The sequence below is a fragment of the Streptomyces sp. NPDC037083 genome (assembly GCF_055606485.1).
Map to the genome: position 1 here is coordinate 443,924 of NZ_JBVJSQ010000005.1, position 24,789 is coordinate 468,712.

The 24,789-nt window shown below is 71.5% G+C and carries 24 protein-coding genes and 1 riboswitch; of the genes, 11 read left to right on the top strand and 13 right to left on the bottom strand.

Annotated features, from left to right (window positions below; genetic code table 11):
• Positions 1-13: 13 nt before the first annotated feature.
• The 4 genes from groL to thrC all read right to left on the bottom strand — a co-directional run bounded on the left by groL (position 14) and on the right by thrC (position 4,202).
• A complete protein-coding gene (groL, locus tag ACZ7DE_RS16795) occupies positions 14-1,636 on the bottom strand; it encodes a chaperonin GroEL (RefSeq protein WP_079661499.1) in 1,623 nt (540 codons plus the stop codon).
• 334 nt (positions 1,637-1,970) lie between these two features.
• Positions 1,971-2,177, bottom strand: coding sequence for a cold-shock protein (locus ACZ7DE_RS16800; RefSeq protein ID WP_007493268.1), 207 nt, complete (start codon positions 2,175-2,177; stop codon positions 1,971-1,973).
• A 451-nt stretch (positions 2,178-2,628) separates the two neighbouring features.
• Positions 2,629-2,904 (bottom strand): MoaD/ThiS family protein, encoded by a 276-nt coding sequence (locus ACZ7DE_RS16805; RefSeq protein ID WP_470761771.1) that lies wholly within the window; start codon positions 2,902-2,904, stop codon positions 2,629-2,631.
• Complete coding sequence (thrC, locus tag ACZ7DE_RS16810) at positions 2,901-4,202, bottom strand: threonine synthase (RefSeq protein WP_470761772.1); 1,302 nt, start codon at positions 4,200-4,202, stop codon at positions 2,901-2,903. Before thrC ends, ACZ7DE_RS16805 begins: the two co-directional genes overlap by 4 nt.
• Before the next feature lie 18 nt (positions 4,203-4,220).
• A riboswitch (SAM riboswitch) is annotated at positions 4,221-4,386 on the bottom strand.
• 166 nt (positions 4,387-4,552) lie between these two features.
• Between thrC and ACZ7DE_RS16815 the strand changes: the two genes are divergently transcribed.
• Together ACZ7DE_RS16815 and ACZ7DE_RS16820 are read left to right on the top strand one after the other, a co-directional pair.
• The gene (locus tag ACZ7DE_RS16815) at positions 4,553-5,497 is read left to right on the top strand and encodes a glucosyl-3-phosphoglycerate synthase (protein WP_470761773.1); all 945 of its coding nucleotides are present in this window, start codon (positions 4,553-4,555) and stop codon (positions 5,495-5,497) included.
• Positions 5,498-5,626: 129 nt separating this feature from the next.
• Positions 5,627-7,042, top strand: coding sequence for an alpha,alpha-trehalose-phosphate synthase (UDP-forming) (locus tag ACZ7DE_RS16820; RefSeq protein ID WP_470761775.1), 1,416 nt, complete (start codon positions 5,627-5,629; stop codon positions 7,040-7,042).
• Here ACZ7DE_RS16820 and otsB read toward each other — a convergent pair.
• From otsB to ACZ7DE_RS16835, 3 genes are read right to left on the bottom strand one after another with little or no spacing between them, the layout of a single operon-like run.
• Entirely contained in the window at positions 7,030-7,908 is an 879-nt protein-coding gene (gene otsB / locus ACZ7DE_RS16825; RefSeq protein WP_470761777.1) for a trehalose-phosphatase, read from the bottom strand. The two genes, ACZ7DE_RS16820 and otsB, sit on opposite strands and share 13 nt — an antisense overlap.
• A gap of 29 nt (positions 7,909-7,937) precedes the next feature.
• Complete coding sequence (locus tag ACZ7DE_RS16830; RefSeq protein ID WP_470761779.1) at positions 7,938-8,183, bottom strand: DUF3263 domain-containing protein; 246 nt, start codon at positions 8,181-8,183, stop codon at positions 7,938-7,940.
• Between the two features lie 34 nt (positions 8,184-8,217).
• On the bottom strand, positions 8,218-9,507 hold the full coding sequence (locus ACZ7DE_RS16835; protein WP_470761780.1) for an ABC transporter substrate-binding protein: 1,290 nt from the start codon (positions 9,505-9,507) through the stop codon (positions 8,218-8,220).
• A 164-nt stretch (positions 9,508-9,671) separates the two neighbouring features.
• Here ACZ7DE_RS16835 and ACZ7DE_RS16840 point away from each other — a divergent pair, with 164 nt between their 5' ends.
• The 3 genes from ACZ7DE_RS16840 to ACZ7DE_RS16850 all read left to right on the top strand — a co-directional run bounded on the left by ACZ7DE_RS16840 (position 9,672) and on the right by ACZ7DE_RS16850 (position 12,884).
• Positions 9,672-10,613: an ROK family protein gene (locus ACZ7DE_RS16840; protein ID WP_470761782.1), complete on the top strand. Its 942-nt coding sequence runs from the start codon at positions 9,672-9,674 to the stop codon at positions 10,611-10,613.
• On the top strand, positions 10,613-11,818 hold the full coding sequence (gene nagA / locus ACZ7DE_RS16845; protein ID WP_470761784.1) for an N-acetylglucosamine-6-phosphate deacetylase: 1,206 nt from the start codon (positions 10,613-10,615) through the stop codon (positions 11,816-11,818). Before ACZ7DE_RS16840 ends, nagA begins: the two co-directional genes overlap by 1 nt.
• Before the next feature lie 136 nt (positions 11,819-11,954).
• Positions 11,955-12,884 carry a 1-phosphofructokinase family hexose kinase gene (locus tag ACZ7DE_RS16850; RefSeq protein ID WP_470761786.1) on the top strand — a complete coding sequence of 310 codons (930 nt, stop codon included), beginning with the start codon at positions 11,955-11,957 and terminating at the stop codon, positions 12,882-12,884.
• A 10-nt stretch (positions 12,885-12,894) separates the two neighbouring features.
• Here ACZ7DE_RS16850 and ACZ7DE_RS16855 read toward each other — a convergent pair whose 3' ends face one another.
• Together ACZ7DE_RS16855 and cdgB are read right to left on the bottom strand one after the other, a co-directional pair.
• A complete protein-coding gene (locus ACZ7DE_RS16855; protein ID WP_470761788.1) occupies positions 12,895-13,854 on the bottom strand; it encodes a CBM35 domain-containing protein in 960 nt (319 codons plus the stop codon).
• Between the two features lie 147 nt (positions 13,855-14,001).
• Positions 14,002-15,669 (bottom strand): diguanylate cyclase CdgB, encoded by a 1,668-nt coding sequence (gene cdgB, locus ACZ7DE_RS16860; protein WP_470761790.1) that lies wholly within the window; start codon positions 15,667-15,669, stop codon positions 14,002-14,004.
• A 457-nt stretch (positions 15,670-16,126) separates the two neighbouring features.
• Between cdgB and ACZ7DE_RS16865 the strand changes: the two genes are divergently transcribed.
• Together ACZ7DE_RS16865 and ACZ7DE_RS16870 are read left to right on the top strand one after the other, a co-directional pair.
• On the top strand, positions 16,127-16,618 hold the full coding sequence (locus ACZ7DE_RS16865) for a flavin reductase family protein (RefSeq protein ID WP_470762055.1): 492 nt from the start codon (positions 16,127-16,129) through the stop codon (positions 16,616-16,618).
• A gap of 79 nt (positions 16,619-16,697) precedes the next feature.
• Positions 16,698-17,204 (top strand): GNAT family N-acetyltransferase, encoded by a 507-nt coding sequence (locus ACZ7DE_RS16870; RefSeq protein WP_470761792.1) that lies wholly within the window; start codon positions 16,698-16,700, stop codon positions 17,202-17,204.
• 129 nt (positions 17,205-17,333) lie between these two features.
• Here ACZ7DE_RS16870 and ACZ7DE_RS16875 read toward each other — a convergent pair whose 3' ends face one another.
• Together ACZ7DE_RS16875 and arfB are read right to left on the bottom strand one after the other, a co-directional pair.
• Positions 17,334-18,197 carry a sigma-70 family RNA polymerase sigma factor gene (locus tag ACZ7DE_RS16875; RefSeq protein WP_470761794.1) on the bottom strand — a complete coding sequence of 288 codons (864 nt, stop codon included), beginning with the start codon at positions 18,195-18,197 and terminating at the stop codon, positions 17,334-17,336.
• Positions 18,198-18,310: 113 nt separating this feature from the next.
• Entirely contained in the window at positions 18,311-18,748 is a 438-nt protein-coding gene (gene arfB / locus ACZ7DE_RS16880) for an alternative ribosome rescue aminoacyl-tRNA hydrolase ArfB (RefSeq protein WP_470761796.1), read from the bottom strand.
• A gap of 165 nt (positions 18,749-18,913) precedes the next feature.
• Between arfB and ACZ7DE_RS16885 the strand changes: the two genes are divergently transcribed.
• Positions 18,914-19,489, top strand: coding sequence for a TerD family protein (locus ACZ7DE_RS16885; RefSeq protein WP_470761798.1), 576 nt, complete (start codon positions 18,914-18,916; stop codon positions 19,487-19,489).
• 154 nt (positions 19,490-19,643) lie between these two features.
• The gene (locus ACZ7DE_RS16890) at positions 19,644-20,624 is read left to right on the top strand and encodes a bifunctional GNAT family N-acetyltransferase/NUDIX hydrolase (RefSeq protein ID WP_470761800.1); all 981 of its coding nucleotides are present in this window, start codon (positions 19,644-19,646) and stop codon (positions 20,622-20,624) included.
• A 108-nt stretch (positions 20,625-20,732) separates the two neighbouring features.
• Here the strand turns inward: ACZ7DE_RS16890 and ACZ7DE_RS16895 are convergent, their stop codons facing one another.
• Entirely contained in the window at positions 20,733-22,145 is a 1,413-nt protein-coding gene (locus ACZ7DE_RS16895) for a M1 family metallopeptidase (protein ID WP_470761801.1), read from the bottom strand.
• Between the two features lie 58 nt (positions 22,146-22,203).
• On the opposite strand from ACZ7DE_RS16895, the gene ACZ7DE_RS16900 reads away from it, so the two are divergent.
• Complete coding sequence (locus ACZ7DE_RS16900) at positions 22,204-22,704, top strand: hypothetical protein (RefSeq protein ID WP_470762057.1); 501 nt, start codon at positions 22,204-22,206, stop codon at positions 22,702-22,704.
• 104 nt (positions 22,705-22,808) lie between these two features.
• On the opposite strand, the gene ACZ7DE_RS16905 is transcribed toward ACZ7DE_RS16900, so the two are convergent.
• The gene (locus ACZ7DE_RS16905; RefSeq protein ID WP_470761802.1) at positions 22,809-23,513 is read right to left on the bottom strand and encodes a pentapeptide repeat-containing protein; all 705 of its coding nucleotides are present in this window, start codon (positions 23,511-23,513) and stop codon (positions 22,809-22,811) included.
• Between the two features lie 289 nt (positions 23,514-23,802).
• Here ACZ7DE_RS16905 and ACZ7DE_RS16910 point away from each other — a divergent pair, with 289 nt between their 5' ends.
• Positions 23,803-24,771, top strand: coding sequence for a zinc-binding dehydrogenase (locus tag ACZ7DE_RS16910; RefSeq protein ID WP_470761804.1), 969 nt, complete (start codon positions 23,803-23,805; stop codon positions 24,769-24,771).
• Positions 24,772-24,789: the final 18 nt, after the last annotated feature.

Below are 24,789 nucleotides of genomic sequence, written 5' to 3' on the forward strand. Positions count from 1 at the left end.
ACCGCGAGGTCGATCAGAAGTCCATGTCACCGCCCGGCATGCCGCCGCCGGCGGGCGCGGCGGCCTTCTCCGGCTTGTCGGCGATGACGGCCTCGGTGGTGAGGAACAGCGCGGCGATGGAGGCGGCGTTCTGCAGGGCAGAGCGGGTCACCTTCGCCGGGTCGATGATGCCTTCGGCGATCATGTCGACGTACTCGCCGGTCGCGGCGTTCAGGCCGTGGCCGACCTGGAGGTTGCGGACCTTCTCCACGACGACGCCACCCTCGAGACCACCGTTGACGGCGATCTGCTTGAGCGGGGCCTCCAGTGCGATGCGCACGGCGTTGGCGCCGGTCGCCTCGTCACCCTCGAGCTCCAGCTTCTCGAAGACGGCGGACGCCTGGATGAGCGCCACGCCACCACCGGCGACGATGCCCTCCTCGACGGCGGCCTTCGCGTTGCGGACGGCGTCCTCGATGCGGTGCTTGCGCTCCTTGAGCTCCACCTCGGTGGCGGCGCCGGCCTTGATGACCGCGACACCGCCGGCGAGCTTCGCCAGGCGCTCCTGCAGCTTCTCGCGGTCGTAGTCCGAGTCGCTGTTCTCGATCTCGGCGCGGATCTGGTTCACACGGCCCGCGACCTGGTCCGAGGAGCCGGAACCGTCGACGATGGTGGTCTCGTCCTTGGTGATGACGACCTTGCGGGCCTTGCCCAGGAGGTCCAGGGAGGTGTTCTCGAGCTTGAGACCGACCTCCTCGGAGATGACCTCGCCGCCGGTGAGGATGGCGATGTCGTTCAGCATCGCCTTGCGGCGGTCGCCGAAGCCCGGGGCCTTGACCGCGACGGACTTGAAGGTGCCGCGGATCTTGTTGACGACCAGGGTCGACAGGGCCTCGCCCTCGACGTCCTCGGCGATGATCAGCAGCGGCTTGCCCGACTGCATGACCTTCTCGAGGAGCGGGAGCAGGTCCTTGACGTTCGCGATCTTGGAGTTCGCGATCAGGATGTACGGGTCGTCGAGGACGGCCTCCATACGCTCCATGTCGGTGGCGAAGTACGCCGAGATGTAGCCCTTGTCGAAGCGCATACCCTCGGTGAGCTCCAGCTCCAGACCGAAGGTCTGGGACTCCTCGACGGTGATGACGCCTTCCTTGCCGACCTTGTCCATGGCCTCGGCGATGAGCTCGCCGATCTGGGTGTCGGCGGCGGAGATGGAGGCCGTGGAAGCGATCTGCTCCTTGGTCTCGACATCCTTCGCCTGCTCGAGCAGGGCGCCGGAGACGGCCTCGACGGCCTTCTCGATGCCGCGCTTGAGGGCCATCGGGTTGGCGCCGGCGGCGACGTTGCGAAGGCCTTCCTTGACCAGGGCCTGGGCCAGGACGGTCGCGGTCGTCGTGCCGTCACCGGCTACGTCGTCCGTCTTCTTCGCGACTTCCTTGACCAGCTCGGCGCCGATCTTCTCGTACGGGTCCTCGAGCTCGATCTCCTTGGCGATGGACACGCCATCGTTGGTGATCGTGGGGGCGCCCCACTTCTTCTCGAGGACGACGTTGCGGCCCTTGGGGCCGAGCGTCACCTTGACGGCGTCCGCGAGCTGGTTCATGCCGCGCTCGAGGCCGCGCCGTGCCTCCTCGTCGAACGCGATGATCTTGGCCATGTGAAGTGGTCCTCCCGGACTGGGGTGGATTGCTCCGGACCGCGCTGGCGCCCGCGACGGACGGCTCGCCGGCCTCGTGGTTCCTTGCCCCACCTGGCCTGCGGGCCTCACCGACCCGGTCCTTCGTTGTCACTCTCACCTTCAGAGTGCTAACGCAATGATTAGCACTCGACCCATGAGAGTGCAAGCGCCTCCGCCGGACCGGTGCCCTTCCGGACACCCCTCGGGACGCCTCCCGGACGCCCCCGGACAGACCGAAGGGCTCGCACCCCCCAGGAGGTGCGAGCCCTTCGACAGATGTACAGAAGAACGACGCTGTCAGTCGGCGCGTGCTTCAGCCGGTCGCGAGACGGACCATGTCCGCCTGCGGCCCCTTCTGGCCCTGCGAGATCTCGAAATCGACCCGCTGACCCTCTTCCAGGGTGCGGTAGCCGTCCATCTGAATCGCGCTGTAGTGGACGAAAACATCCGCACCACCGTCGACCGCGATGAAGCCGTACCCCTTCTCCGCGTTGAACCACTTGACGGTGCCCTGAGCCATGCCTAACTCCCCTATTACTGGCCCTTGCACAGATCCACACTTCGCGGATCCGGGTCAGACCTCACCCCCCAGTTGGTTGGGGGCGTGCGCCGGAACGCGTCGACCGCGGCTGAATGTATCTGTCCAACTGCCGTCTGCAACAGGTCAGTCGGACGAGAATTCTGGACGCAGGGGATCCGGAATGTGGCGAGAATTCGCCTGAATTCAGGGCAAGTCGGGCCCTGCAAAAGCCGCAAAAGCCACAGAAGGAGCGCGCACTTTGGCTGCTTCTCATCGGGCTGAGGTGGAAATAAAAGGCTCCTGATCCGGTGATCCGGATCGGGTTCCCCAACTGTACCGCGCTCAACCACACTGAATTGCCCCCTCCGCTTCTATCGCGGAGAGGGCAATTCGATGAACTCTCGGTAATCGCTGTTACCGACGGTTACTACCGGCGGGTACTGACCAGCGGTCAGCCACCGGCGACGGCCGGGATGATGGAGACTCCGGCGCCGTCCGGGGTCGCCGTCTGAAGGCCCTGCTCGAAGCGGACGTCGTCGTCGTTCACGTACACGTTGACGAACCGGCGCAGCTTGCCCTGGTCGTCCAGGACGCGGGCGGCGATGCCGGTGTGGTTCTTCTCCAGGTCGGAGATGACCTCGCCGAGAGTCGCCCCCTCGGCGGTGACCTCCGCCTGACCGCCGGTGTAGGTGCGCAGGATGGTGGGGATGCGGACGTTGACGCTCATGACGCGAGGCCAGCCTCTCGGAAGGAGTCCAGGTTCGGGCGGATGGTCGCGGTCAGGCCGGTGCCGGCCACCGCGTCCAGGGTCTTCAGGCCGTCGCCCGTGTTCAGGACGACGGTGGTCTTCGTCGGGTCCAGCAGCCCGTTCCCGATCAGCTTGCGCGTCACACCCACCGTCACCCCGCCGGCGGTCTCCGCGAAGATGCCCTCGGTCCGCGCCAGCAGCTTGATCGCGTCGACGATCTGCTCGTCGGTGACGTCCTCCACCGCACCGCCGGTGCGACGGGCGATGTCGAGGACGTACGGGCCGTCCGCCGGGTTGCCGATGGCCAGCGACTTGGCGATGGTGTCCGGCTTCTGGGGGCGCACGACGTCGTGCCCGGCCTTGTAGGCGACGGACACCGGGGAGCACCCCTCCGCCTGCGCACCGAAGATCTTGTACGGCCGGTCCTCGACGAGCCCGAGCTTGATCAGCTCCTGCAGACCCTTGTCGATCTTCGTGAGCTGCGAGCCGGAGGCGATCGGCACGACCAGCTGGTCGGGGATCCGCCAGCCGAGCTGCTCGCAGATCTCGTACGCCAGGGTCTTGGAACCCTCCGCGTAGTACGGCCGCAGGTTGACGTTGACGAAGCCCCAGCCCTCGCCCGCCGGGTCGCCGATGAGCTCGGAGCAGAAGCGGTTGACGTCGTCGTAGTTGCCCTCGATGCCGACGAGCTCACCGCCGTACACGGCGGCCATGACGACCTTGCCCTGCTCCAGGTCGTGCGGGATGAACACGCAGGAGCGGAAGCCGGCGCGGGCGGCGGCGGCGCCGACGGCGCCGGCCAGGTTGCCCGTGGAGGAGCAGGAGAGGGTCGTGAAGCCGAAGGCGCGGGCGGCCTCGATGGCCTGGGCGACGACCCGGTCCTTGAAGGAGTGCGTCGGGTTGCCGGAGTCGTCCTTGACGAACAGCTTTCCGGCGTCGACGCCCAGCTCACGGGCGAGGTTGTCGGCCTGGACGAGCTTGGTCCAGCCCGGGTTGATGTTCGGCTTGTCCGCCACGTCGGCCGGGACGGGCAGCAGCGGCGCGTAGCGCCAGATGTTCGCGGGTCCCGCCTCGATGCGCTTGCGGAGCTCCTCCGTCTCGTAGGAGGAGAAGTCGTACGCGATCTCGAGCGGGCCGAAACACTCCTCGCAGGCGAAGACCGGGCCGAGGGGGACGCGGTGACCGCACTCCCGGCAGCTCAGCGCCGCGGCGGGACCGAGGTCCACGGAAGAGGTCGGCGTAGAGTCGGTGGTGCTTGCAACAGTCTGCGCAGCCATGTGAGGCGAGGCCCTTTCTCCTCATCTTCCTCACGACGCATTTCGCCGTGAGACGGATTTGGCACCTTCCCGAGCCGGGAGCCTCGCGGAACGATCATCTGGTGGATCAGTGATCGCTACGAGACCGGCTGGAGGGTTGCCGGGGCTTCATCGGGCCGTATCCCTCTGCCCCTCTGGATGAGCGGTATGAAGTTGTCGACGGCGACCTCGGACATGCGATGGTCATCCGCGTTGTTCAAGACTGTAACCGAAGGCCAGGACAGTTGAGAGAGTCGTCCGAACCGCGAGATGGATCACACGGTCACCTGCCGTGCACCCGGTGTGATCACGACAGTGAGGAGCCGCGGACTGTGCTGGAAGAAGTCGAGCGCTGGCTGGCCACCCGCTCCTGGTCGGTGACCGATCGCCCGCTGCACCGGATCCTGGCCGCGAAACGCGCCACGAACCAGACGGTGTCCGTCGTCCTGCCCGCCCTCAACGAGGAGGAGACGGTCGGCGAGATCGTCGCCGTCATCCGTCACGACCTCATGCACCAGGTCCCGCTCGTCGACGAGATCGTCGTCGTCGACTCGGGATCGACCGACCGCACGTCCGAGGTCGCCGCCGCGGCGGGCGCGCGGGTCGTCCACCGGGACGACATCCTGCCGCGCATACCCGCCGTGCCGGGCAAGGGCGAGGTCCTGTGGCGCTCCCTGCTGGTCACCAGCGGGGACATCGTCTGTTTCATCGACGCCGACCTGAAGGAGTTCTCCTCCGACTTCGTCTCGGGGATCGTCGGACCGCTGCTCACCGACCCGGACGTGGACCTGGTCAAGGGCATGTACGACCGTCCGCTGGGCGGTGCGGCCGGACAGGGCGGACGGGTCACCGAGCTGATGGCCCGCCCCCTGCTCAACATGCACTGGCCGCAGCTGGCCGGATTCGTGCAGCCGCTCGGCGGCGAGTACGCGGCCCGCCGCAGCCTGCTGGAACAGCTGCCCTTCCCCGTCGGCTACGGCGTGGAGCTCGGCATGCTGGTCGACGCCCTGCACCTGGTGGGCCTCGACGCGCTCGCCCAGGTCGACGTCGGGGTGCGCAAGCACCGCCACCAGGACGGCCAGGCCCTGGGCCGGATGGCGGCGGCGATCTACCGCACCGCTCAGCTCCGGCTGGCCCGCGGGCACATGATCCGTCCGGCCCTCACCCAGTTCGAGCGCAGCCCGGACGGCTTCGAGCCGCGTACCTACTCCGTGGACACCGAGGAACGCCCGCCGATGACGGAGATCACGGAGTACGCGACCCGCAAGGTGGCCTGAAGCCCGCGACGGGCCCGGGCCGGCGAGGCGGTCCGGGCCTACGTCGTGGGTCGGCGATCCCGGAAAATGGCGCGGGGGCGTCCCCGTGCGAACGTTTGGGCGTTTCGAGGCCGGGCTAGGTTGAGGCGTATGGCTACCACGCACGAAACGGTCGCTCGGGGCACTGCTCAGGTACTGGTCGCGTCCAACCGCGGCCCGGTCTCCTACGAGCTGCGCGAGGACGGCTCGCTGCACGCGAAACGCGGCGGCGGCGGGCTGGTCTCCGGTCTGTCCGCCATCGGCCCCGAATCGGGCGCCCTCTGGGTGTGCTCGGCGCTCTCCGACGGCGACCGCGAGGCGGTCTCGCGCGGGGTCGGCGAGGAGGGCGTGCGCATGCTGCCCATCCCGGCCGACGTGCACGCCGACGCCTACAACGGCATCGCCAACTCGGTGCTCTGGTTCGTCCACCACCTGCTGTACCAGACCCCGCTGGAACCGGCCTTCGACGCGGAGTTCCGCCGTCAGTGGGCGGCGTACGAGGAGTACAACCGGGCCTTCGCCCAGGCGCTGGCGCAGGAGGCGGCGGACGGCGCCGCCGTCCTCGTCCAGGACTACCACCTGTGCCTGGTCCCCGGGATGCTCCGGGCGCTCCGCCCCGACCTGCGCATCGGCCACTTCTCGCACACGCCGTGGGCGCCGGTGGACTACTTCGGCCTGCTGCCCGACGACATCCGCGAACAGCTGCTGACGGGCATGCTCGGCGCGGACCGCCTGGGCTTCCTCACCCGCCGCTGGGCGGACGCGTTCACCGCCTGCTGCAGCGAGTTCGTCGGCGGCCTGGGCAGGACGCGGGTGGGCGTGCACGGCTTGGGCGCCGACGCGGAGTTCCTGCGGGAGCGCTCGCACCGGCCGGACGTCGACGAGCGGATGACGGCCCTGCGCGAGGAGATCGGCGAGGGCCGCAGGACGATCGTCCGCGTCGACCGCACCGAACTGTCCAAGAACATCGTGCGCGGCCTGCTGGCCTACCGGCAGCTGCTCGACGACCACCCGGAGTGGCGCGAACGGGTGGTCCACGTGGCCTTCGCCTACCCCTCCCGCCAGGACCTGGCCGTCTACCGGGACTACATGACGGAGGTCCAGCGTGTGACGGAGGAGATCAACTCCGCCTACGGCACGCCCGGCTGGACCCCGGTCCTGCTGAACCTCAAGGACGACTTCGCCCGCTCCCTGGCCGCCTACCGGCTGGCCGACGTGGCTCTGGTCAACCCGATCCGCGACGGCATGAACCTGGTCGCCAAGGAGGTCCCGGTCGTCTCCGACGAGGGCTGCGCGCTGGTGCTGTCCCGGGAGGCCGGGGCGTACTGGGAGCTGCGCGACGATGCGATCGTCGTCAACCCGTACGACGTCCTGGAGACCGCGCGCGCCCTGCACGAGGGGCTGGTCATGAAGCCGGAGGAGCGGACCGAACGCACCAAGCGGCTGTCCGCCGCGGCGACCGCGCTGCCCCCGGCCCAGTGGTTCCTCGACCAGCTGAACGCCCTGCGCGAGCCTCAGCCCAGCTGAGCGGCGAGCTTGCGCAACAGCTCCACGACCCCGGCCGGTCCGTCCACGACGAGGTCGGCGCGCTCCGCCAGCTCGCCGACCTCCGTGCTGCCGCTGCACACCAGCAGGCCGGGGACGCCGTCGGCGCGCAGCTTCTCCACGGCGGCGAAGGCCGGGAGGTCGCCGAGGTCGTCGCCGGCGTAGAGGACGGACCCGGCGCCGGTCTCGCGGACGTGCTCGAGCAGGGCCACGCCCTTGTCCATGCCCGGTGGGCGCAGTTCCAGGACCATGCGGCCGGGTTCCACGATCAGGCCGTGCCGGGTCGCGAGGTCGGTGAGGGGGGCGCGCAGGGCGTCGAAGGCGGCCTGGGGGTCGTCGGCGCGGCGGGTGTGGACGGCGACCGCCCGGCCGCCCTTCTCCTCGATCCACACCCCCGGCCGGTTCCCGGCCGCCGCCAGGACCTGCGGGAGCTCGGCGCGGACGGCGGCCACCCCCGGGTGCGGGGCGGGGGCGCTGAGGGCGCCGGTGCGGGCGTCCCAGCGTTCGGCGCCGTAGTGGCCGAGGACGGCGAGGTGCGCCAGTCCGTCGACCCCTGCGAACCCGCCGTGGCGCACGGCGACCTCGGCGGGCCGCCCGGTGACGACGGCCACCGCGGCGACCTTCGGCGCGAGGGCCGCGAGCGCGGGGACGGCGTCGGGGTGCGCCCGGGCGTCCTCGGGGTTCTCGACGATCGGGGCGAGGGTGCCGTCGAAGTCGAGGGCGACGAGGGCGGTCGACGGCCGCCCGAGGATCGCGTCGAGTGCGGCGCGGCCCGCCGCCGTGACGGGGACGGGGAGGGGTCCGGGTGCCGTGGAGTGCGTCTCGTGGTGCGTCTCTTGGGTGCCCATACGGCGACCATAGCCAACGGGCGGTCCGGCTACCGCTCCGCCCGCCGTGCCTCACGCACTCTGCGCAGCCTGTTCACCGTGACCGGGTCGTGGGCCAGCGCCCGGGGGTCGTCGAGCAGGGCGTTGAGGAGCTGGTAGTAGCGGACCGGCGACAGGTCCAGTTCCTCGCGTATCGCCCGTTCCTTCGCGCCGGGTCCGGGGAACCCGCGTCGCTCCAGGGCGAGGACGCCCCGCTCCCGCGCCCCCAGCCCGTCCGCTTCCGCTCGCCGCTCCATGCCCGCACGGTAGCGCCCGCCACCGACATCCGGCTCATTCGCCGGAGGCGCTCTCCAGTGCCACGGCCTTGGTCTCCAGGTCGCCCAGCACGTCGGCCGGGCTGCCGTTCGCGGCCACGGCCCGGCCGATGCGCTTCTTGATCTCCGCGCTGACGTTCGCCCAGGAGGTCCGTCCGACGGGGTAGCTCTCGGAGAGCGGGAGCTCCTGCAGGAACGGCTGGAGGTCGGCGTCCTGCTCGGCCGCGCCCATCACCAGGGAGGCGGAGTTGGTGACCGGCAGCAGGTCGTACTCGCGGGAGAAGTCGAGCACGTTCTCCTCGCTGTAGACGAAGTCGAGGAAGTCGCCGATCTGCTCGCCGTGACCGTTCTGCTTGAAGGCCGTCATCCAGTCGGCGACGCCCAGGGAGGTCTTGCTGGGGCCGTCGAGGCCGGGCATCGGCACCATGCCGAACTTCACGCCCTTGCTCTCGGCCGTCTTCATCAGCGAGGGGTGCCCGTTGAGCATGCCCACGTCGCCGGCGGCGAACGCGGCGAAGGCGGCGGCCCGGTTCAGCTTGCCGGGCGCGGTGGGCCCCGTGAGGCCCTTGCCGACCAGCTCGTCCTTCAGCCAGGTGAAGGTGTCGACGTTCTGGACGGAGTCGAGGCTGTAGCTGCTGACGGTCTGGGTGTAGCCGCCCCCGCCGCTGAGCAGCCACTGCAGGGTCTCGGCCTGCGCCTCCTCGGGGCCGAGGGGCAGCGCGTACGGGTACTTCACGCCGTCGGCCTTGAGCGCCTTCGCGTCCTTGGCGAGTTCGGCCCAGGTGGTCGGCGGGGTGAGGCCGGCCTTCTCGAACAGGGTCTTGTTGTAGAACAGCAGCCTGGTGGAGGAGGCGAACGGCATGCCGTACTGCACGCCGCGCACCTTGCCCGCGTCGGCGAGCCGGGGCACGAAGTCGGCCTCGACGGGGATGGAGACCACGTCGCCGACCTTGTAGAGCTGGTCGGCGGCCGCGTAGTCGGAGTACGCGCCGATCTGCGCCATGTCGGGGGCGTCGCCCGCGTCGACCAGCGCCTTGACCTTGGCGTCGACGTCGTTCCAGGAGTACACGGTCACGTCGACGGTGACGCCCGGGTGGTCCTTCTCGTACGCCTCGACGAGCTTGTCCCAGTACTTCTTCGAGCTGTTGGCGCTGCTGTCGCCGTAGTCGGCGGCGACGAGTCTCAGGGTGACGTCGTCGGAGCCTGCGGTCAGTCCGCAGCCGGCGAGGACCGCCGACATCCCGAGGGCCGACACCCCCGCGATGGTTCCCGCGATGGTTCCTGACTTCCGTGCCCGCCGCTGCACCGCACTGCTCCCAACTGATTGCTCATACCAATGGACCGTTATTCGGATTAAGGTCTACACCACCCATGTGGACTAGACCTCTTTCGGGCCAGCGAGGCGGCACGCTACCCCAAGAGCCGCGAGTGGACTAGACCTCTTGTGGGTCGTGGGGCCACACTGTCCCCGTGAGACATGTCATCGCCCTCGACGTGGGCGGCACCGGGATGAAGGCCGCCCTCGTCGGCGCGGACGGCGCCCTGCTGCACCGGGCCCGCCGGGCCACCGGCCGCGAGCGCGGCCCGGACGCCGTGGTCGCCGCCATCCTCGGCTTCGCCGCCGACCTGCGCGAACACGGCGTCGAGCAGTTCGGCGAGCCCGCCGCCGCAGCCGGCGTCGCCGTCCCCGGCATCGTCGACGAGGCGAACGGCGTCGCCGTCTACGCGGCCAACCTGGGCTGGCGGGACGTACCCCTGCGCACGCTGCTCGCCGAGCGCCTCGGCACCCCCGTCGCCCTCGGCCACGACGTACGCACCGGCGGCCTCGCCGAGGGCCGGATCGGCGCGGGCCGGGGCACGGACCGCTTCCTGTTCGTGGCCCTGGGCACCGGCATCGCGGGCGCGATCGGCGTCGACGGCCGGGTGGAGGCGGGCGCGCACGGCTTCGCGGGCGAGATCGGCCACATCGTCGTGCGCCCCGACGGGACCCCGTGCCCCTGCGGCCAGCGCGGCTGCCTGGAGCGGTTCGCGTCCGCCTCGGCGGTGAGCCAGGCATGGGCGGCGGCCTGCGGAGACCCGGACGCGGACGCCGCGGACTGCGCGAAGGCCGTCGCGTCCGACGACCCGGACGCCGTACGGGTCTGGCAGACGGCCGTGGACGCCCTCGCCGACGGCCTGGTCACCGCGCTGACCCTGCTGGACCCGCGCATGCTCGTCATCGGTGGCGGGCTCGCGGAGGCCGGGGAAACCTTGTTCACACCCCTGCGGGAAGCAGTCCGGCAACGGGTGACCTTCCAGCGACTGCCGGAGATCGTCCCGGCGGCCCTGGGCGACAGCGCCGGATGTCTGGGAGCGGGCCTCCTGGCCTGGGATCTCCTCGACTCCACCGACGGTACGGAGGTAACACCCTGATGGCCACCCCCCTAGGGGCGCGGGGCACCGCGCGACCAGCCACGACGCACCCGCGGCCTACGCCCGGCGCACGGAGGCAGGTACTCACCGGCGCCCGGGTGGTGCTCCCCACCGGCACGGTGACCGACGGCCGCGTGGCGATCGAGGGCACCCGGATCGTGGCCGACGCCCCCCAGGGAACCCCCGTCGACGTCACCGGCCACTGGCTCGTGCCCGGCTTCGTCGACCTGCACAACCACGGCGGCGGCGGAGCCTCCTTCTCCGGCACGGCGGAGGACGTCCAAAAGGCCGTCCACACCCACCGCCTGCACGGCACGACCACCCTCGTCGCCTCGACCGTCACCGACGACATGGACCTCCTCGTCCGCCAGGCCGGCCTGCTGAGCGAGCTGGCCGAGCAGGGCGACCTGGCCGGCATCCACTTCGAGGGCCCGTTCATCTCGCCGTGCCGCAAGGGCGCGCACTCCGAGACGCTGCTGCGCCACCCGGACCCGGCCGAGGTGCGCAAGCTGATCGACGCGGCGCGCGGCCGGGCCAGGATGCTCACCCTGGCGCCGGAGCTGCCCGGCGGCCTGGACTCCGTACGCCTCCTCGCCGAACACGGCGTGATCGCCGCCGTGGGCCACACGGACGCCACCTACGAGCAGACGGTTCAGGCCATCGAGGCCGGAGCCACCGTCGCCACCCACCTTTTCAACGCGATGCCGCCCCTCGGCCACCGCGCCCCCGGCCCGATCGCCGCCCTCCTGGAGGACGAGCGGGTGACGGTCGAGCTCATCAACGACGGCACGCACCTGCACCCGGCCGCCCTGGAGCTGGCGTTCCGTCACGCCGGCCCGGGGCGTGTCGCGTTCATCACCGACGCCATGGACGCCGCCGGCATCGGCGACGGCCACTACCTGCTCGGCCCGCTGGAGGTCGAGGTCAGCGAGGGCGTGGCCCGCCTCGTGGAGGGCGGCTCGATCGCCGGCTCCACCCTCACCCTGGACCGCGCCTTCCAGCGGGCCGTGACGATCGACCGGATCCCGGTCGAGGACGTGGTCGCCGCCCTGTCCGCCAACCCGGCCCGCCTGCTGGGCATGGACGACCGCATCGGCTCCCTGGAACCCGGCAAGGACGCCGACCTCGTCCTGCTGGACGAGAACTTCGACCTCAAGGGCGTGATGCGCAAGGGGGACTGGGTGGTGCGTCCCCAACTGGCCTGAAACGTCCGCCCGTACGGGAACGGTGGCCGACCCGAGGGCTGGGCCGGCCACCGTCTCTTTGGCATGATCAGGCCTCCGGAACCGCGAGGGCTCCGGCTAGTCACGTACGCGTGCCCGTCGAGGGAGGCCGGCCCAGGTGATCGTCACCGTCGCTCTGAACACCGCTCTCGACCTCACCTATCGCGTGCCGGCGCTGCGGCCGCACACCTCGCACCGGGTGACCGACGTACGGGAACGGCCCGGCGGCAAGGGGCTGAACGTCGCCCGGGTGCTCGCCGCCCTCGGCCACGAGGTGACGGTCACCGGTTTCGCGGGCGGCGCCACCGGCCGCGTCGTACAGGAGCGGCTCACCGCCGTGCCCGGGATCGTGGACGCGCTCCTGCCGGTGACCGGGGCCACCCGCCGCACGGTCGCCGTCGTCGACGCCCGCACCGGTGACACCACCCAGTTCAACGAACCCGGCCCGGTCATCACCCCGGCCGAGTGGTCCGCCTTCCAGGAGGCCTACGAGGGCCTGATCGCCGACGCCGACGCGGTGGCCCTGTGCGGCAGCCTGCCGCCCGGGGTGCCGGTGGGCGCGTACGCGGTCCTGGTGCGCGGGGCACGGGCCGCCGGAGTCCCGGTCCTGCTCGACACGAGCGGGGAGCCGTTGCGCCGGGGGGTCGCCGCCCGCCCGGACATCGTCAAGCCGAACGCCGACGAACTGGCCGAACTCACCGGTGCGCACGAGCCGTTGCGGGCCACCCAGGACGCCCGCCGCCGCGGCGCACAGGCCGTGGTGGCCTCCCTGGGCGCCGAGGGCCTGGTCGCGGCGACCCCGGAGGGCCGCTGGCGCGCCGCCCCGCCGGCCCGCATCCACGGCAACCCGACGGGCGCGGGCGACTCCGCGTCCGCGGGCCTGCTGTCGGGCCTGGTCGAGCGCCTGCCCTGGCCGGACCGACTGGCCCGCGCGGTCGCCCTGTCCGCGGCGACCGTCCTGGCCCCCACGGCGGGCGAGTTCGACCGGGCGGCCTACGAGGAGTTGGTGACGCGGGTGGCGGTGACCGGGGAGGTCACCGCAGCCTGAAACCGGGGGCTCAGGAGTTCACGAGGTACACCTGATCGAGGTTCGCGTCGCACTGATTGCCTTGGTTGCAGGCGATCTCGATGGTGTTGGTGCCCTTGTTGAGATTGACGTTGGCCCAGGTCTCCTGCCAGCCCTTCTCGAAGTCTCCCTGGGGGGACTTCGCGAAGTTCTTCATGTTCAGGGCCTGCGCGCTGGCGGTTCCGTTGACGACCAGGGTGGCGTTGGCGTCCACACCCGGGATGCCGTAGCGCACGTACAGACGGTACGTGCCCCCCTTCTCGATCCCGTTGACCGTCCAGGTGACCTTGGCGCCCACGTGGTTGAAGCCCGTGACGTAGATCCCGCCGGCAGCGTGCGCGCCCTTCACGTCGGACGAGGTGGTAACCCCGTCCCCCAGGTTCAGCGCCTTCGCGTCGGCCTTCGGCAGCTCGGCCTCGTTGGCGTCGTCGCTGGCCGACGCGCTGGGCGAGGGGCTCCCCGAGGCGGAGGCCGGGGCGGACGCCTGGCCGCCCGCCTTGTTGTCGTCGGCGGAGCCGTCGTCGCCGTTGGCCATGGCCACCGCGATGCCGATGACGACCGCGGCGACCACCGCGACCGCGCCGATCAGCAGCCCCTTGGTGTTGGGGCCGCGACCGCGGCCGCCGCCGTTCTGCACGGGCTGCCGGCCGGTGGAGGGGCCGCCGGCGCCGAAGTTCTCGGGCGCGGCGTAGTGCGCGTTCGGCTGGCCGTACGCGCCCTGCTGCTGCGGCGCCGTCGGCGGCTGCCCGTACTGCCCGTACTGCGCGGTCTGCTGCTGCGGCTGCTGTCCGTACTGGCGCTCGCCGACCGCGCGCACCCGGCTGACCGAGTTCGGGTAGCCGTAACCACCGCCGGAGGGCGGCTGCGCGCCGTTGGCCTGGCCGTCGGCGTAGAGGTAGCCGAACGGGTCGTCGTCCTCGGGCGTGCTCGCGCCGTTATTGCCGGGCGTCATCCCTTCGTACTCCTCAACAGTGCGGGTCGGGTGCGACACGCGTACGCGTATCCATACGTGTGAGAACTGCGAGCCTACCCGCTCCCCACCGCCCAAACGGGTGACTCGGACCGCATCAGGTCGGCAACGGGGCCGCTGACCTGGCGATCATCCCGCCCGTCTGTGCTGTTTGGGACGAGATCGTTTCTCGACGTACATGCGCTCGTCGGCGGACTTCAGCACTTCGTCCGCGGTCATCCCGCAATGTGCCCAGCCGATGCCGAAGCTGGCGCCCACCCGCACGGCCCGGCCCTCGGCGCGGATCGGCTGGATGATCTCGTTGCGCAGGCGTACGGCGAGGTCGGCGGCGTCGGCGCGGCCGAGGCCGTCGGCGAGGATCACGAACTCGTCGCCGCCGAGCCGGGCGACCGTGTCGCCGTCGCGGACCTGGCGGGAGAGCCTGCGGGCGACCTCGATGAGGACGGCGTCGCCCGCGTTGTGCCCGAACCGGTCGTTGATCGACTTGAAGCCGTCGAGGTCGCAGAAGAGGACCGCGAGACCCTTGGCGCCGTCGTCGCGGCCGTCCTCGGGGGCGGCGGTGTGCACATGGTGGTCGTAGCCGTCGAAGGACTCGGCGCCGCCGGGCCGGAAGTCGAAACCGTGGCCGTTGGCGTCGAAGGCGGCGTGGCCGAAGTCCGTGTCCATGGCGTCGGCGGCCGCGGGGTGCAGGGACTGGGGGCGCTGGCAGAGCCGGGCGGACAGGCGCGAACGCAGTTCGGCCGAGTTCGGCAGGCCGGTGAGCGAGTCGTGCGAGGCGCGGTGGGCGAGCTGGAGCTCGCGGCGCTTGCGCTCCTCTATGTCCTCGACGTGGGTGAGGAGGAAGCGGGGCCCGTCCGCGGCGTCGGCGACGACGGAGTTGCGGAGACTGACCCAGACGTAGGTGCCGTCCCGGCGGCCCAGGCGCAGTTCGGCGCGGCCGCCTTCGGCGGAGGTGCGGAGCAGGGTGCCTATGTCCTCGGGGTGCACGAGGTCGGAGAAGGAGTAGCGGCGCATCGCGGAGGCGGGGCGGCCCAGCAGACGGCACAGGGCGTCGTTGGTGCGGAGTATGCGCCCGTGCTGGTCGCCGCCCATCTCGGCTATCGCCATGCCGGAGGGGGCGTACTCGAACGCCTGCCGGAAGCTTTCCTCGCTGGCGCGCAGGGCCTGCTGCTCGCGTTCGAGCCGGACCAGCGCCCGCTGCATATTCGCACGTAGACGCGCGTTGCTGATGGCGATGGCGGCCTGGAAGGCGTACATCTGGAGCGCTTCGCGCCCCCACGCTCCGGGACGGCGCCCGTTGCGGGGCCGGTCCACGGACAGGACGCCGATCAGCTCGCCGCAGGCGCCGCCGCTGCCGGGCGCGGCGGGCGTGTACATGGGCGCGAAGAGCCGGTCCGAGGGGTGCCACTCGTCCTCGAAGCGGGGCGCGGGCCCGTCGGTGTACCACTGCGGGACGTCGTCGTCGTCGAGGACCCAGCCCTCGGTGTGGGGTATGAAGATCAGGTCGCCCCAGGTCTCGCCCATGGCGAGGCGGCGCTCCCAGGACTCGCGCGAGCCGACCCGGCCCGTGATGAGTGCCTCGGCGGCCGGGTTGCCGGAGAACGCGGCGACCACGAGATCGCCGTCGGGGCGCACGAGGTTGACGCACGCCAGCTCGTACCCGAGTGCCGTGACCACGCCGTCGGCGACGGTCTGCAGTGTGTCGGCCAGGCTGCGGGCCGTGTTCATGTCGGCCATGACCTGGTGCAGCTGTCGCAGGGACGCAAGACGGACGTAAGGCTCCGACTCGGTCTCCATGTGTTTCGCCCTCCCCCCGAGACTTCGCAGCGAATCAAGGGTTGTCTTCGGCGCAACGTCGTTTCTGGTGCTCTGTTGTCGGTGTGTGTCTCCTTGTGACGCCTCCGCCACTGAATCACAGCGCGCTGCCCACTCGGTACACAGGGTCAACAATTAATGCGTCTTGTGACTCAAGTCACAGATGAACGTGAACATTTGCGGGGAGTTTCAGCGTTTTCCCCTGTGTTTCCCCGAACACGGACAGGAACCAGGACACCGGAGAAAGACAGCAACTGCACAGGAACGGAGACCGGTTATCGGTCCAGGGTCCTACGACCCTACTCGGGCGGAGGTCCGATGCGGGGCGCACCGGTCGGACACTAGCGTTCGGGACGTGTCCCCAGATGTGCTCAACACCGTGCCGACAACCCCCTCCGGGCATGCTGAGGGGGTGAGCAACGACGAGTTCCGCGCCGCCATGTCCCGGCTCGCCGACGGCGTGGTCCTGGTGACCGCCCGCGAACCCTCCCTGGACCCGGACGACCCCGGCGCCCCGGACGGCGAGGACGTCGGCATGACGGCGACGGCCTTCCTGTCGGTCTCCCTGGACCCGCCGCTGGTCCTGGTCAGCCTGCGCACCGGCTCCCGCATGGACGACCTGCTCGACGAACAGCCGCTGTGGGCGGTGTCGGTGCTCTCCGAGAGCCAGCGGCACATCGCCGGCCGCTTCGCCATGAAGGGCCGCATCAGCGACCGGCTCCTCTTCGAGGACATCCCGTACGTCCGCGGCGAGGTCTGCGGCGCACCGCTGGTCGGCGGGGCGCTGGCGACCCTGGAGTGCCGCACCGAGCAACGCGTGCCCGCGGGCGACCACACGCTGGTGATCGGCCGTGTCCTGACCGCGGCCGTGCCGAGTGCGGACGGCGGCCCGCTGGTCTATTTCCGCGGCCGTTACCGGCAGTTGGGGTAAGCGGTCGGAGTAAGGACGGCCGGGTAAGCGCGCGGGAAATGCCGTGGCCGGTCCCGCGACGCGCGCCTAGGGTGCCAGCATGACAGGCATGACGGGCGACGCCGGCACCACGACGACTTCCATACTCCGGCTGGAGGAAATAACCCCGCGGAATTTCGAGGCGGCGACCGGCATTCGCGTCCGCCCCGACCAGGAGTTCGCGGTCTCGCCGGTCATGAAGTCTCTCGCCGAGGCCCATGTCCACCCCCCGGGAGTGGCCTGGCCGCGTCTGATCATGGACGGCGACCGGCCCGTCGGCTTCCTCATGGCCTTCCTCGACATCGACTGGAACGGGCGCGGCGACGGCAGCCTCGTCCGCTCGGGCCTGTGGCGGCTGAACATCGCCGCCGGCGAACAGGGCCGCGGCTACGGCCGTTTCGCCGTGGAGTCCGTCGCCGCGGAACTGCGCCGCCGCGGTACCGAGGAGATGTACGTGACCTGGCACGAGGGCGAGAACGGCCCCGAGGACTTCTATCTGCGGCTGGGCTTTCGCAGGACCGGCGAGAAGAGCGCCGGAGAAGTGGTCGGCGTCCTGGCACTGGACTAGGTTCCCCGCCCGGGCCCGGGCGGGCGGATCAGGCCCCCGGCCCGGCGGGGGGATTACACCCCGGGCCGGGCAGGCCGGGTCTCCCGCAGGGCTCGCAGGGGCACGTGGGCGCAGGGGCACGTGGGCGGGCTACAGGAGGGTCACCTCCAGGCGGGACAGCCGGGCGGGGTCGGTCGTGACGTCGATCAGGGCGATCCGGTCGCCGCGGACGAACGTGAAGCGCAGCGTGCGCTCCACACGGCCGTCGACCAGCACCGCCAGCCCCGTCGCCCCGTCCACCAGGGCGTGCCGGGCCACACCGGCGAGGCGGGCGAAGCCCGACGCGCCTCGGGCGACCGCGGTCGCGCCCGTGGTCACCTTCGATCCCGAGCGGGCCATGACGTCCGGATCCAGAACGGCGAGCAGCCCGTCGAAGTCCCCGTCCCGGGCGGCGGCCAGGAAGGCGTCCACGACCTCGCGCTGCCGGCTCCGATCGACCTCGGGCTCCCGGGCCCCGCGTACCCGGCGACGGGCCCGGCTGGCGAGCTGACGTGCGGCTTCCGGGGTCCGGTCGACGATCCCCGCGACCTCCTCGTACGGCACGGCGAACAGGTCGTGCAGCACGAACGCCAGCCGCTCGGCAGGGGTGAGGGTGTCCAGGACGACGAGGAGGGCGACGCCCACGGAGTCGGCGAGCAGCACGTCCTGCGCCGGGTCGGGCACGACGGACGGGCCCGGCGTCCAGCTCTCCAGCGACTCCTCGGCGCGGGAGCGGCGCGAGCGCAGCATGTCCAGGCAGACCCGGCCCACGACGGTCGTCAGCCACCCGCCGAGGTTGTCGATCTCCTCGGCCTCCCCCCGGCCGGCGCTCCGGCTGAGCCGCACCCATGCCTCCTGCACGGCGTCGTCGGCCTCGGCGCCGGACCCCAGCATGCGGTGCGCCACGGCGCGCAGGCGGCCCCGGTGCGCCTCGAAGGAATCGGCCAGGAAGTCGTGGTCGCCCGTCGTCGTCATCGGTCGCATCCCTCGTCACGGTCGGTTCGCCGGTCGCGGCCGTAGAGCGCGGCCGGCGGGTTCGTCGCGGTCGTAGGCATGACGTTCGGCGCGCGCGAGATGTGACAGACCGCTCAGCCCCAGTCGCGCCCGGTCCTGCCCCGCTTGGTCTGCGACCGCTGCTTCTTCTCGCGCAGCCGGCGCTCGTTGATCCCGCGCGGGATGCGGGTCGGCCGGCGCGGCTTGGGCGGCGGCGCCGTGGCCTCGGCGAGCAGGGCGGCGAGGCGTACGGCGGCGGTCTCGCGGTTGCGCCACTGCGAGCGGTGCTCGGAGGCGCGGACGGTGACGACGCCGTCGACGAGCCGCCCGACCAGCCGCTCGAGCGCCCGCGCCTTCCACACCTCCGGCAGCGCCTCGGTGCGCGCGAGGTCGAAACGGAGCTCCACCTGCGAGTCGCTGGTGTTGACGTGCTGCCCGCCCGGCCCCGAAGACCGCGAGAAACGCCACATGAGCTCGGCCTCGGGAAGGGAGACGGAGCCGCGGACGACATAGGGACCAGACATGCCGACCATGTTCCCGCCACGGCCCCGTGCGCGTCACGCGAATATCCCTTGGTAAAGAAAGTAAAGAAACGCGGTGTCGCGGGGAACCTTGACCGCCCTTCGCTGCGTTCATAGGGATAGCTGTAGCTTCGTGCCCGTACGAAGCCGTACACAACGAGGGAAGGACTCCCAACCATGGCTGTAAGCCTGTCCAAGGGTGGCAACGTCTCGCTCACCAAGGAGGCTCCGGGCCTGACCGCCGTCACCGTGGGCCTCGGCTGGGACGTCCGCACGACCACCGGCACGGACTTCGACCTCGACGCCTCCGCGATCGCGGTCAACCCCCAGGGCAAGGTCTTCTCGGACGCCCACTTCGTCTTCTTCAACAACAAGCAGACGCCGGACCAGACCATCGTCCACACCGGCGACAACCGCACCGGCGAGGGCGCGGGCGACGACGAGGCGATCAACGTCAACCTGGCCGGCCTCCCGGCCGACATCGACAAGATCGTCTTCCCGGTCTCCATCTACGACGCGGAGAACCGCTCGCAGAACTTCGGCCAGGTCCGCAACGCCTACATCCGCATCGTCAACCAGGCCGGCGGCGCCGAGATCGCCCGCTACGACCTCTCCGAGGACGCGGCCACCGAGACGGCCATGGTCTTCGGCGAGCTCTACCGCAACGGCGCCGAGTGGAAGTTCCGCGCGGTCGGCCAGGGCTACGCGTCCGGACTCGTCGGCATCGCGCAGGACTTCGGCGTCAACGTCTGAGACGTCCCGGCCGTCCAAGGCCCCCCGGGCCTCCCGGACGCCTGAGGCTCGGAGCAACACCCCGGACCGCCCCGCCCCGCAACCGCCGGGCGGGGCGGTCCGCGTCCGGCGATCCCGCCCGCCCCGGCGCCAGGCCTGTCCTAGCCTGCTGCCCATGCTCCTCGTCCCCCTCCGCCTCACCCCCGACCACGACATCCCGGCCCCTCTCCTCACCGAACTCACCTCGCTCTACGTCTCCCACCGTGAGTTCCACGCCCTCAGCGGCGACTTCCCCGACCCGGACCACATCCGGCCGGAACAGGTGGCGGCCGCCCTCGCCGGGGAGCTGGCGAACCCGGACGTCGAGGTACTGCTCGCCAGCAGCCGGGGCAAGCTCGTCGGGATCGTGATCACGCTCGCGCGGCATCCCGACCCCGAGGACCCCGACCCCTGGATCGGGCTGCTGATGGTCGACGCGGCCGTGCAGCGCCAGGGCTTCGGACGGCGGATCGTCCAGCGGATCGAGGAGCGACTGCGCGAGGCCGGCGCCGGCGCCGTGCGGCTCGCCGTCCTCGACGCCAACCCCGAAGGCCTCGCCTTCTGGACCGCGCTCGGATACGAGGTCGTCGACCACCGGCGCGACCTGCAACTCGGGCGGCCCTGCGCCGTGTTGCGCAAACCGCTCGTCGTCCCCCGCCGCGCCGCCCGCGTCGCCGTCGTCGCCCCCGACGGGTCCGTGCTCCTCTTCCGGTACCACAACCACGAGGCCGGGGTGCACTGGGCGCTGCCCGGCGGCGGACTCGACGAGGGCGAGTCGCCGCGCGAGGCGGCCCTGCGGGAGCTGACCGAGGAGACCGGGTGGACGGACCTGGAGCCCGGGCTGCTGTGCACATGGGAGCACGACTTCACCCGTTTCGGCATCCTCGTCCGCCAGCACGAGCACATCTACGTCGCCCCCGGCCCGCACCGCGCGCCCACCGGAGCCGACCTGGCCGCCGCGCACGCCACCGACGGCATCCTCGGCTGGCGCTGGTGGACCCGCGAGGAACTCGCCGAGGAACGCGAGCCGGTGTGGCCGTCCGGCCTCGCCCGACTGCTCGACGACTGGGAGAACGGCCGCCGCCCGGATCCGGCGCTCCGACCGGGAAGCCGATGAGCGCAGGGGCCCGCCCCGCCGTGCGGCGTCCCCGCTCGGAAGACGCGGAGTCCGCCCACGGAGAAGGCGGCGTCGGCGCACCGAAACACGGCGTCCGCGTGCCGGCGCTCAGGGCCGCGCCGGCTTGCCCTCCCCGTACAGCCACTCCGACCAGATCTCGTCGAAGTCCGCGTCCGGCGCCTGCTTCTCGACGTACGCCGTGAAGTCGTCCGTGTCGGCGTTGCCGTGGCGGCGAGCGGCGGCCCAGCCCTGGACGAGGTCGTAGAAGGCGTCTTCGCCGACGGTCTGGCGGATGCGGTGGATCACCATCGCGCCGCGCTGGTAGACGGGGCTGTCGGAGATGTGCGCGGCCGTCGTGGGCTTGGCCGGCGGGAAGTCCCACAGGTCCTCGTACTCGTCCTCGCCGTGGTCGTACAACTCCGTGAAGGTCTCCTCGGCCGTGGCGCCGCCCTCGTCCTCCGTCCACAGCCACTCGGCGTAGGTCGCGAGGCTCTCGCTGAGCCACATGTCCCGCCAGCTCCTCGGCGTGACGGAGTCACCGAACCACTGGTGGGCGGTCTCGTGGACGAACATCTCGATGTCGGGGGCGCCGGGATACACGGGACGGTTCTGCGTCTCCAAGGCGTATGCCGCGTCCTCGGGGCGGTCCACGATCGCGCCCGCGGAGGAGAAGGGGTAGGGGCCGAAGTTGTCCCGCGCCCAGTCCATGACCTCGGGAAGCCGCGCGAGCACCGCACGGCTCGCGGCCGCCTGCGAGGGGTCGACCGCCACATACGCCGGGAGGCCGTCCTCCGCCGAGGGACGGGTGACGGTGTAGCGGCCGACCGCGAGCGTCGCCGCGTAGCTCGCCATCGGTTCCGCGGTGTGCCAGACGAAGGTCCTGCGCCCGTCCCGCGTACTGCGCTCACTGCGCAACTCGCCGTTCGAGACGGCCGTCAGCCCCTTCGGGACGGTGACGGCGACGTCGTACGACGCCTTGTCGGAGGGATGGTGGTTGCCCGGGAACCAGGCCATGGAGCCGGTCGGTTCGCCGAGGGCGAGCGCGCCGTCCTCGGTGCGCAGCCAGCCCTCCTTCGAGCCGTCCGGGTCGGTGATCGTCTGCGGGCTGCCGGAGTAGCGCACCCGCACCTCGAAGGTCTCGCCCTCCGCGAGGCCGTCGGACGGGCGCACCACCAGTTCCTGACCCTCCCGGCGGAACTCGGCGGCGGCGCCCTCGACGGTCACCTCCTGGACCTCCATGCCCACCAGATCCAGATCGAAGGCGGAGAGGTCCTCGGTCGCGCGGGCCGTGACGACCGCGGTGCCGGTGAGACGGTTGCCGTCGGGAACATAGGCGAGGGTGAGACCGTAGTGGGAGACGTCGTAGCCGCCGTTGCCCGCCTTCGGGAAGTACGGGTCGCTCACGCCGGCCGCGCCGTCGGAGCCGCCCGAGCCGTCCGACGAGCCGCTGTCGCACGCGGACAGGACGAGGCCACAGGCCAATAACGCGGCGGCCGGGACAAGACGCACGGATCTGGACATGTCAGTGATCTTATGGGGAGGTCCGGCGCGGTCGCGGGGCCGTGACACCATCGCCTACGTGCTCGACATCGGCTACGCCCTCTCCAACCGCTTCCCGGACCCGCCCCAGACGGACTACCGGCGCGCGGACGTCCACGCCCTGCGCCACGACCTGTTCTGCGGCGACGTCTACCTCGCCGACACCAAGGCGGACCGCGAGCTGTCCACAGCCTGGGGATGGGTGCCGGTGCTGGACTTCGCGTGGGCGCTGTGCGACATCGTGGAGCGCATCGACCAGGACCCGGCGGGCTCCCGCGCCTCCCGCCCCCAGTACGCGGAACTGGACTTCACCGAGTCCACCGACCGCATGCTCTTCGAGCGCCGCTTCGGCTGGGTGGACATCGAGGCCGACTGGATGCCAGCGGAGGAGCCCCCGCTCACCTTCTCCCACGCCGAACTCCGCCGCGAAGCCCGCGACTTCCTCCACGACCTCCTCGCCGACCTGACCGACCTCCACGACGACCTGGGCGAGAACCCGGCCGTCTGGACCCTGCAGGCACGGTTCCCGCGGGTGAGGTGAGCCCCGGCCGAAGCGATCCCCGGCCGAAGTGAGCCCGGGCTGACGATCCCCGGCCGAAGAGAGCCCGGGCTGAAGCGATCTCCGGTCGAAGTGGGCCGGACGCCTCAGCCCTCCACCCTGATCCCCGACTCGGCCGCCAGCACCGGTGCCAGGTCCAGCAGTTGGGCCGGACTGATCACCGCGCCCGACAGCCGGTCCACACCGCCCGCGATGCCCAGCTCCGTCGCACCGCGCAGATCCACGTCCGTCAACGTCGCCCCGGTGAAGTCGACCGACTTCAGGACGCAGTCGACGAACTCGACCCGCTCCAGACGAGCGCCGCCGAAGTCCGGTTCGACCAGGACGCAGCCCTCGAAGACGACGTCCCTCAGCCGCGCCTGACGCAGGTTCAGGTAGTCGATCTTGCCGCCGCGGATCACGACCCGCTCCAGAGCGCCGCCGTACAACTGGGTGCCGCCGAGGCGGGCGTCGAGCAGCTCGACGTCGCGCAGAGTCGCCTCCGCCAGGTCCGTGCCGACCCCCCGGATGCCGGTGAGGACCGAGTCGAGGAGACGGGCGTTGCGCAGTCTCGTCTCGTCCAGCGCACATCCGGCCAGGGCGCAGTCCATGAAGCGTGCGCCCCCGCCGTCCTGCCCGGCGAGGTCCGCCTCACGGAACTCCACGCCGTCGTAGTCCCCGTCGGGCTCCAGCCCGCCGCCGGCGTACGGCTCCAGCGGCGGCAGCCGCACCTCCGGACGCCGAGCGCCCTTCACCGCCGAGCCCACCCTGCCGCCGTTCCTGCCGGTCGCGCCGGCCGCTGTCCTCGCCATGCCCCCATGCTGCACCCCACCACTGACACTCCCCCGTCCCCGCCCCTCACTTCCCCGCCTCCCCTTGACCTCAACCAACCTTGAGGTTGAAGGCTGGAGCCGCGCACCCACGCTCCAGGCGAGCCCACCCACCGCACCACGCCCACCACACGGCACCCACCCCACACGCCCCACCGCAGCACCCCCATCCCCATCTCCATCCGCACTCACACCAGCACCACACGCCCCACAGCACCACCCGCATCGCACCACCCACACCTCACCTCACCGCACCCACCGGGGGACCCGCATGCACGCCATCCGCCTCCACGCCTTCGGCCCCGCCGAGAACCTCTCCTACGAGGAGGTCGACGACCCCGCGCCCGGCCCCGGCCAGGTCCGCGTCGCCGTCGAAGCCGCGGGCGTCCACCTCCTGGACCTCGCCCTGCGCGAAGGCCTCCAGGGCCCGGCGCCCGCACCGACGCCCCTGCCCACCGTCCCCGGCCGCGAGGTCGCCGGCCTGGTCGACGCCCTCGGCGAGGGAACCCCCGCCGCCTGGCTCGGCAGACGCGTCGTCGCCCACCTCGGCTTCGCGCCCGGAGGTTACGCCGAACTGGCCGTCACCGACGTCGAGCGCGTGCACGAGATCCCGGCGAACCTGGACTCCGCACAAGCCGTCGCCATGATCGGCACCGGCCGCACGGCACTGGGCATCCTGCAGTTCGCCGAGCTCGGGCCCGACTCCGTCGCCGTGGTGCCCGCGGCGGCGGGCGGCATCGGCACCCTCCTCGTGCAATACGCCAGGAACGCCGGCGCCACCGTCGTCGGACTCGCCGGCGGCCCCCACAAGACAGCCCGGGTCGCGGCCAACGGCGCCGACCTCGCCGTCGACTACACGGACACCACATGGCCCGCCACGGTCCGCGCCCACCTGGGCGGCCGGCCCGCCACCGTCGTCTTCGACGGGGTGGGCGGAGACATCGCCCGCGAGGCCGTCGCCCTCCTCGGCCCCGGCGGCGCCCACCTCGTCTTCGGCTGGTCGGCCGAGGGCATCCGCGGCAGGGGCCACTTCGTCGAAGGCGTCTCCCGATCCGTCCTCGGACCCGCGATGACCGACCGGCCGGGCGGCATACGCACCCTCGAACAGCGCGCCCTCGCCGAGGCCGCCGCGGGCCGCCTGACCCCGGCCGTGCAGACCTTCCCCCTCACCGAGGCCGCCACCGCCCACCGCGCCCTGCAGACACGCGCGACCACCGGAAAAGTCGTCCTCACGACCTGACAGGAGAGGCGTCCGGCG

Excerpts from the sequence above, each read along its gene's own strand:
- groL (WP_079661499.1), bottom strand. The coding sequence starts at position 1,636 with ATGGCCAAGATCATCGCGTTCGACGAGGAGGCACGGCGCGGCCTCGAG.
- ACZ7DE_RS16800 (WP_007493268.1), bottom strand. The coding sequence starts at position 2,177 with ATGGCTCAGGGCACCGTCAAGTGGTTCAACGCGGAGAAGGGGTACGGC.
- ACZ7DE_RS16805 (WP_470761771.1), bottom strand. The coding sequence starts at position 2,904 with ATGAGCGTCAACGTCCGCATCCCCACCATCCTGCGCACCTACACCGGC.
- thrC (WP_470761772.1), bottom strand. The coding sequence starts at position 4,202 with ATGGCTGCGCAGACTGTTGCAAGCACCACCGACTCTACGCCGACCTCT.
- ACZ7DE_RS16820 (WP_470761775.1), top strand. The coding sequence starts at position 5,627 with ATGGCTACCACGCACGAAACGGTCGCTCGGGGCACTGCTCAGGTACTG.
- otsB (WP_470761777.1), bottom strand. The coding sequence starts at position 7,908 with ATGGGCACCCAAGAGACGCACCACGAGACGCACTCCACGGCACCCGGA.
- ACZ7DE_RS16830 (WP_470761779.1), bottom strand. The coding sequence starts at position 8,183 with ATGGAGCGGCGAGCGGAAGCGGACGGGCTGGGGGCGCGGGAGCGGGGC.
- nagA (WP_470761784.1), top strand. The coding sequence starts at position 10,613 with ATGGCCACCCCCCTAGGGGCGCGGGGCACCGCGCGACCAGCCACGACG.
- ACZ7DE_RS16855 (WP_470761788.1), bottom strand. The coding sequence starts at position 13,854 with ATGACGCCCGGCAATAACGGCGCGAGCACGCCCGAGGACGACGACCCG.
- cdgB (WP_470761790.1), bottom strand. The coding sequence starts at position 15,669 with ATGGAGACCGAGTCGGAGCCTTACGTCCGTCTTGCGTCCCTGCGACAG.
- ACZ7DE_RS16865 (WP_470762055.1), top strand. The coding sequence starts at position 16,127 with ATGTCCCGGCTCGCCGACGGCGTGGTCCTGGTGACCGCCCGCGAACCC.
- ACZ7DE_RS16870 (WP_470761792.1), top strand. The coding sequence starts at position 16,698 with ATGACAGGCATGACGGGCGACGCCGGCACCACGACGACTTCCATACTC.
- ACZ7DE_RS16875 (WP_470761794.1), bottom strand. The coding sequence starts at position 18,197 with ATGACGACGACGGGCGACCACGACTTCCTGGCCGATTCCTTCGAGGCG.
- arfB (WP_470761796.1), bottom strand. The coding sequence starts at position 18,748 with ATGGTCGGCATGTCTGGTCCCTATGTCGTCCGCGGCTCCGTCTCCCTT.
- ACZ7DE_RS16885 (WP_470761798.1), top strand. The coding sequence starts at position 18,914 with ATGGCTGTAAGCCTGTCCAAGGGTGGCAACGTCTCGCTCACCAAGGAG.
- ACZ7DE_RS16890 (WP_470761800.1), top strand. The coding sequence starts at position 19,644 with ATGCTCCTCGTCCCCCTCCGCCTCACCCCCGACCACGACATCCCGGCC.
- ACZ7DE_RS16895 (WP_470761801.1), bottom strand. The coding sequence starts at position 22,145 with ATGTCCAGATCCGTGCGTCTTGTCCCGGCCGCCGCGTTATTGGCCTGT.
- ACZ7DE_RS16905 (WP_470761802.1), bottom strand. The coding sequence starts at position 23,513 with ATGGCGAGGACAGCGGCCGGCGCGACCGGCAGGAACGGCGGCAGGGTG.
- ACZ7DE_RS16910 (WP_470761804.1), top strand. The coding sequence starts at position 23,803 with ATGCACGCCATCCGCCTCCACGCCTTCGGCCCCGCCGAGAACCTCTCC.